This window comes from Phenylobacterium sp. (assembly GCF_035276905.1).
Lineage (GTDB): Bacteria > Pseudomonadota > Alphaproteobacteria > Caulobacterales > Caulobacteraceae > Phenylobacterium.
This window is the reverse complement of the sequence record NZ_DATELG010000396.1, coordinates 1-5,976: the sequence shown is the minus strand read 5'-3', so window position 1 is coordinate 5,976 and position 5,976 is coordinate 1. Positions and strand designations below refer to the sequence as shown.

Sequence of the window (5,976 nt, the reverse complement as noted above, 5' to 3'; positions counted from 1 at the left end):
CTCGCCCATGGGCGCCTCCCTCGAGTGAAGCTCAACACCTCACTCTGGCACGCAGATGCCGTCGGGGGGCGTCCACCCCATCACCCCAGGCCGCCATCGAGAAGGTCCGCTCTCCGACCGGAAGGAGTAGCGCTTGCCAAGGCCGCCCGGTCCCCCGATGGGACGGTCATGGAAGCCCCAGATCGCCGTCGCGCCGCGGTGCCGTTCATCCTGGTCAGCCTGGGTCTCGACACCCTGTCGATGGGGCTGTTGATCCCGGTCTTCCCACCGCTGGTGCAGCGGTTCCTGCACGGCGATGCGGCGGCGGCCGGGCGGTTCATCGGCGTGCTGACCGCCGCCTGGGCGGTGGCGCAGTTCTTCGGCTCGCCGATCATGGGGGCGCTGTCCGACCGGTTCGGCCGCCGGCCCGTGTTGCTGATCTCGATCGCGGGCCTCGGCGCCGACTATCTGTTCATGGCGTTCGCGCCGAACCTCGCCTGGCTGTTCCTCGGCCGGCTGTTCTCGGGCTTCACCGCCTCCAGCTTCTCCGTGGCGACCGCCTACATCGCCGACATAACTCCGCCCGAGCAGCGCGCGGCCCGGTTCGGCCTGACCGGGGCGATCTGGAACGTGACCTTCATCATCGGCCCGGCGCTCGGCGGGATGCTGGGCGCGGCGGGGCTCAGGCTGCCGTTCTTCGTCGCCGCCGGGATCACCCTGGTGGCGTCGGCCTACGGCCTTTTCGTGCTGCCGGAATCCCTGCCGGCCGAGCACCGCGCGCCCTTCAGCTGGCGCAAGGCCAATCCGGTGGCCTCGCTAAGCTTCCTGGGCTCGCACCCGGAGCTTCTGTGGCTCTCGGTCGTGAACTTCCTGATGCAGTTCGCCCACGCCGTGATGCCGACTCTTTTCGTCCTCTACGCGGGAAATCGCTATGGCTGGTCGCTCAATGTGACGGGGCCGATGCTGGCGCTGTCGGGAATTTTCGGGCTGATCGTCCAGGCGGGCCTGGTGCCCAGGGCGGTCGCCTTGCTGGGCGAGGTCGGGACCCTGACCGCGGGCCTGCTCGGCGGCGCGCTGGGGCTTGCGGTCTTTGGCCTGGCGCCCACGGGCGCGCTGTTTCTGATCGGCTTGCCGATCGGGGCCCTCCTGGGGCTCTTCGCGCCGGGCTTCCAGGCGATCGCCACGCGGCGTGTGGGGCCCAGCGAGCAGGGCAGGCTGCAGGGCGCCAACAGCAGCATCACCGGCCTCACCAGCATGCTCGCCCCGGCCGCCTTCGGCTACATCTACGCCTGGTCGGCCGCGCCGGGGCGTGGGGGCGCGATGGCTGGCGCGGCGTTTCTGGTCGGCGCGGCGATGCTGGCGCTGGCCGCGCTGGCGGCGGTCGCCGCGGTCGCGCCGCACGCCGGCAAGAGAGCTGCAACCTAGGCTGGACGAAGGCGTCGTCTTGCGCCCAACTTGCGCCCGAAACCTTGGCTGAGTTTCGCCGTTGCCTACCCAGCCCGACGCGCCGCCGCAGGGCCCTGACGCGCGCGGGCGAACTGGAGCTGCCATGCGCGCCCATCGCGTCCTGATTCCCGCCATCGTCCTGCTCGCCGCCTGCTCGCCGTCCGGCGACGGTCGGGCCCAGACATCGCTGCCGCCGCCGACCCGCACGCCGCCGCCCAACGCCGCGGCGATGAAGATGTCCTTCGCCCCCGTGGTGAAGAAGGCCGCCCCCGCGGTCGTCAACATCTCGTCCAAGCGGCTGGTGCGCCAGCAGGTCGACCCCTTCTGGCAGATGTTCGGCCTCGGCGCGCCGCGCAACCGGATCGAAGGCTCGCTGGGCTCCGGCGTGATCGTCCGTCCCGACGGCGTCATCGTCACCAACAACCACGTGGTCGAGGGCGGGCAGGAGATCACCGTCGCGCTCGCCGACCGCCGCGAGTTCCCGGCCAAGGTGCTGCTGGCCGATCCGCGCACGGACCTGGCGGTGCTGAAGATCGACGTGGGCGCCGAGAAGCTGCCGGTGCTGGCGATCAACGACACCGCCGACACCCAGGTCGGCGACCTGGTGCTGGCGATCGGCGATCCCTTCGGCGTCGGCCAGACGGTGACCAACGGCATCATCTCGGCCCTGAACCGGACCGCCGACCCGTCGGGCGATGCGGCCTCCTCGTACATCCAGACCGACGCGCCGATCAATCCGGGCAACTCCGGCGGGGCGCTGGTCGACATCAACGGCGACCTGATCGGCATCAACAGCTTCATCCTCTCGCGCTCGGGAACCTCGTCCGGCGTCGGCTTCGCCATTCCGGGCGCGCTGGTGCGCCGGGTGGTGGAGACCGCGGTGGGCGGCGGCCACACCCTGGTCCGGCCCTGGCTCGGCGCGCGGCTGCAGAGCGTGACGCCGGAGATCGCCCGCAGCCTGGGCCTGGCGACGCCCTCGGGCGCGCTGGTGGCCGAGATCTGGCCCGGCGGCTCGGCCGACCGCGCCGGTCTGCGGCAGGGCGACGTCATCGTCTCGGTGGGCGGCCAGCCGGCCGTCGACGCGGCCAGCGTCGGTTACGCCTTCGGCACCCGCAGGGTGGGCGACACGGTGAGCCTCGGCGTGCGCCGCGACGGCAAGGACCAGACGTTCAACGCCCGCGCCCAGGCGGCGCCGGCGACGCCGCCGCGCGACGAGCAGGTGATCGGCGGCCGCAATCCGCTGACCGGCGCGACCGTGGTCAATCTTTCGCCGGCCGTGGCCGACGAACTGGGCGTCGACACCTTCGCGAAGGGAGTCCTGGTGACCAAGATCGCCGGCGGCCCGGCGGCGGCGGTCGGCCTGCAGCCCGGCGACATCGTGCGCGCGGTCAACGGCCAGCAGATCCGCACCACCGCCGACCTCGTCGCGGCCACCGGCCACCGTGCCGCGGCTTGGCAGGTGACGATCGAGCGGGGCGGCCAGCAGATCACGGCGACCTTCCAGTAGGGACTGTGTTAGAGGCGGCGCATGGCCGACCTTTTCGAAGCCGCCGGGCTGACGCCCCAGGCCCCGCAGCCGCTGGCCGAGCGGCTGCGGCCGCAGAAGCTCGGCGAGGTGGTGGGCCAGGACCACCTGCTCGGCGAGGGCGGGCCGATCCGGCGCATGGCCGAGGCCGGCCGGCTGTCGTCGATGATCCTCTGGGGCCCGCCCGGCACCGGCAAGACGACGATCGCCCGGCTGCTGGCGAAGGAGGCGGGCTACACGTTCCAGCAGCTCTCGGCGGTCTTCTCCGGCGTCGCCGACCTGAAGAAGGCTTTCGAGCAGGCCCGCGCCCGGCGCGCCGCCGGCCAGTCCACCGTGCTGTTCGTCGACGAAATCCACCGCTTCAACCGCGCCCAGCAGGACGGCTTCCTGCCGTTCGTGGAGGAGGGGGTGGTGACCCTGGTCGGCGCGACGACCGAGAACCCCTCGTTCGAGCTGAACGGCGCCTTGCTCTCGCGTTGCCAGGTCTTTGTGCTGAAGCGGCTCGACGAGGCGGCGCTTCAGATCCTGCTCGGCAAGGCCGAGGCCTTCGAGGGCCGGCCGCTGCCGCTGGAGCCGCAGGCGCGCGACGCCTTGATGGCCATGGCCGACGGCGACGGCCGCTACCTGCTGACGCTGGCCGAGACCCTGTTCAACATCGCCTCGGCCAAGCCGCTCGACACCAAGCAACTCGGCCAGGTGCTGCAGAAGCGCAGCCCGGCCTACGACAAGGACCGCGAGGAGCACTACAACCTCATCTCCGCCCTGCATAAGTCGATCCGCGGCTCGGATCCGGACGCGGCCCTCTACTGGCTGGCGCGCATGCTGCAGGGCGGCGAGAATCCGCTGTTCATCGCCCGCCGCCTGATCCGCGCCGCCGCCGAGGACATCGGCGAGGCCGACCCGATGTCGCTGGTGCTGGCCAACGCCGCCAAGGACACCTACGACTTCCTGGGGTCCCCGGAAGGCGAGATCGCGCTCGCCCAGCTGGTGGTCCATCTCGCCGCCGCGCCCAAGTCGAACGCTGTCTACGCCGCCTTCAACCAGGCGATGAAGGCGGCGCGCGAGACCGGCTCGCTGACGCCGCCCAAGCACATCCTCAATGCGCCGACCCGGATGATGAAGGATCTCGGCTACGGCAAGGGCTACGCCTACGACCACGACGTCGAGGGCGGCTTCTCCGGCCAGGACTATTTTCCCGAGGAGATGGGCCGGCGGAGGTTCTACGAACCTCGCGAATCCGGGAACGAGGTGCGGATCCGCGAGCGGCTGGAGCGCTGGGCGGCGCTGCGCGCGGGGCGGAAATCCTGATGACGGCTGCGATCGCCAAGATCCTCCCCCCTAGGGGGAGGTGGCCCGAAGGGCCGGAAGGGGTTTCCGCTCAGAAGGTCGGCGTTCAGCTTCATCGGCGTCTGAGTGGAAGCCCCCTCAGTCGCTTCGCGACAGCTCCCCCTAGGGGGGAGCATCTGGGCTCATGACCCCGCATCCACCCCGCAAAAAAATCCGCGAATCCGCCCCGATCAAGCTCACCGCCGAGGAGGCCGCCTTCGTCCGCAGCCTGGTGATCTACGAGGACGAGGCCCTGCTCGCGCTTAACAAGCCGGCCGGCCTCTCCAGCCAGGGGGGACGTGGCCAGGTCAACACCCTGGACGAGCTGCTCTGGGCCTTCGCCCGGCCCGGCAAGGCGCGGCCCAGGCTGATCCACCGGCTGGACCGCGACACCTCCGGCGTGATCCTCACCGCCAAGACCAAGCCGGCGGCGGGTTTCCTCGGCAAGGCGATGATGGCGCGCAAGTTCGCCAAGACCTACCGGACGATCGTCACGCCGGGCGCGCCGGAGCCGGGCGAGGGCGTGATCGAGCACGCCCTGCGCCGCGACGAGGTCGGGCGCGAGGCCTACATGCGCGTCTGCGCCGCCGATCATCCCGACGCCGAGACGGCGCGGACCCGCTATCGGACGGTCGCCGCGACCTCTGCGTGCGCCCTCCTGGAGGTCGATCCGGAGACCGGGCGTATGCACCAGATCCGCGTCCACCTGGCCTCGATCGGCCGGCCGATCGCCGGCGACGTCCGCTACGGCGGAGCGCTGATGGTCGAGGGCAAGGCGGCGCCGCGGCTGATGCTGCATGCGGCGGCGCTGGTCTTTCCGCATCCCGCGGGCGGGCTGAAGCGGCTGGAGGCGCCGACGCCGCCGGACATGGCCGCGCTCATGGCCGAGCTTAAGCTGGACTGACGCGGAACGGCGGCGCAGGCTGGCCCGTTGAGGCCGCGACACTCGCGGATCGCGTCACGCTGTTCGCTCAAGGTGCAGAGATGAAACGCCTTCTTCCCGCCCTCGCAGCCCTTTCGCTGACGGCCGCGTCGCTGGCCGGTTGCGCCTCGACGCCCACCGTCTACCAGGCCGCCACGCCGTCCAACCCGGTCGGCTATTCGGAATACAGGATCGAGACCGACCGCTATCGCATCACCTTCCAGGGCGGTTCGAGCGCAGCGCCGCAGCAGGTGATGGACTTCGCCTTGCTGCGCGCCGCCGACCTGGCCATCGCCAACGGCTATGACTGGTTCCAGGTCTCCGACCGCTCGGTGCAGCCGACCAGCAGCAACAGCTCCTCCCGGGTCAGCTTCGGCGTCGGCGGCGCCAGCTTCGGCAGCCACAGCTCCGTCGGCATGGGGGTCGGCACCGGCTTCGACCTCGGCGGCGGCGGTTACGGCGCGCCGCTCGCCACGATCGAGGTGGTGATGGGCAAGGGCCGCAAGCCGGACAGCGTCGACGCCTATGACGCCCACGCCCTGCGCCAGACGATGGGGCGCCCGGCCTGAACCTTTTGCGCCAAGGCCGGCGCCGTCGCATAAGGGGGCGATGCTGAACCCTGTCCCCCGGAGCCCTTGCGCATGAGGGAAGTGAAGACCCTCTATGTCGACAAGGCCGAGGAGGGCGTGCGCCTGGACCGCTGGTTCAAGCGCCGCTGGCCGCACCTGAACCACATCCAGCTGCAGAAGCTGACCCGCTCGGGTCAGATCCGGGTCGA

At 71.0% G+C, this 5,976-nt stretch carries 5 protein-coding genes and 1 pseudogene; all 6 read left to right on the top strand.

Features of this window, described 5'->3' with window-relative positions:
• Window positions 1-168: 168 nt before the first annotated feature.
• On the top strand, window positions 169-1,404 hold the full coding sequence (locus tag VJS38_RS19145; RefSeq protein ID WP_324089744.1) for an MFS transporter: 1,236 nt from the start codon (window positions 169-171) through the stop codon (window positions 1,402-1,404).
• A 124-nt stretch (window positions 1,405-1,528) separates the two neighbouring features.
• A complete protein-coding gene (locus VJS38_RS19140; RefSeq protein ID WP_324089743.1) occupies window positions 1,529-2,932 on the top strand; it encodes a Do family serine endopeptidase in 1,404 nt (467 codons plus the stop codon).
• Between the two features lie 21 nt (window positions 2,933-2,953).
• Window positions 2,954-4,258: a replication-associated recombination protein A gene (locus tag VJS38_RS19135; protein WP_324089742.1), complete on the top strand. Its 1,305-nt coding sequence runs from the start codon at window positions 2,954-2,956 to the stop codon at window positions 4,256-4,258.
• Between the two features lie 163 nt (window positions 4,259-4,421).
• A complete protein-coding gene (locus VJS38_RS19130) occupies window positions 4,422-5,180 on the top strand; it encodes an RluA family pseudouridine synthase (RefSeq protein WP_324089741.1) in 759 nt (252 codons plus the stop codon).
• 80 nt (window positions 5,181-5,260) lie between these two features.
• Window positions 5,261-5,767, top strand: a complete 507-nt coding sequence (locus VJS38_RS19125) for a CC0125/CC1285 family lipoprotein (protein ID WP_324089740.1) — start codon at window positions 5,261-5,263, stop codon at window positions 5,765-5,767.
• Between the two features lie 72 nt (window positions 5,768-5,839).
• Window positions 5,840-5,976, top strand: a pseudogene (locus tag VJS38_RS19120) (RluA family pseudouridine synthase); the annotation flags it as partial.

What these genes read in the sequence shown, in the direction of transcription:
- VJS38_RS19130 (WP_324089741.1), top strand. Translation starts at nt 4,422, where the DNA reads ATGACCCCGCATCCACCCCGCAAAAAAATCCGCGAATCCGCCCCGATC.
- VJS38_RS19135 (WP_324089742.1), top strand. Translation starts at nt 2,954, where the DNA reads ATGGCCGACCTTTTCGAAGCCGCCGGGCTGACGCCCCAGGCCCCGCAG.
- VJS38_RS19145 (WP_324089744.1), top strand. Translation starts at nt 169, where the DNA reads ATGGAAGCCCCAGATCGCCGTCGCGCCGCGGTGCCGTTCATCCTGGTC.
- VJS38_RS19140 (WP_324089743.1), top strand. Translation starts at nt 1,529, where the DNA reads ATGCGCGCCCATCGCGTCCTGATTCCCGCCATCGTCCTGCTCGCCGCC.
- VJS38_RS19125 (WP_324089740.1), top strand. Translation starts at nt 5,261, where the DNA reads ATGAAACGCCTTCTTCCCGCCCTCGCAGCCCTTTCGCTGACGGCCGCG.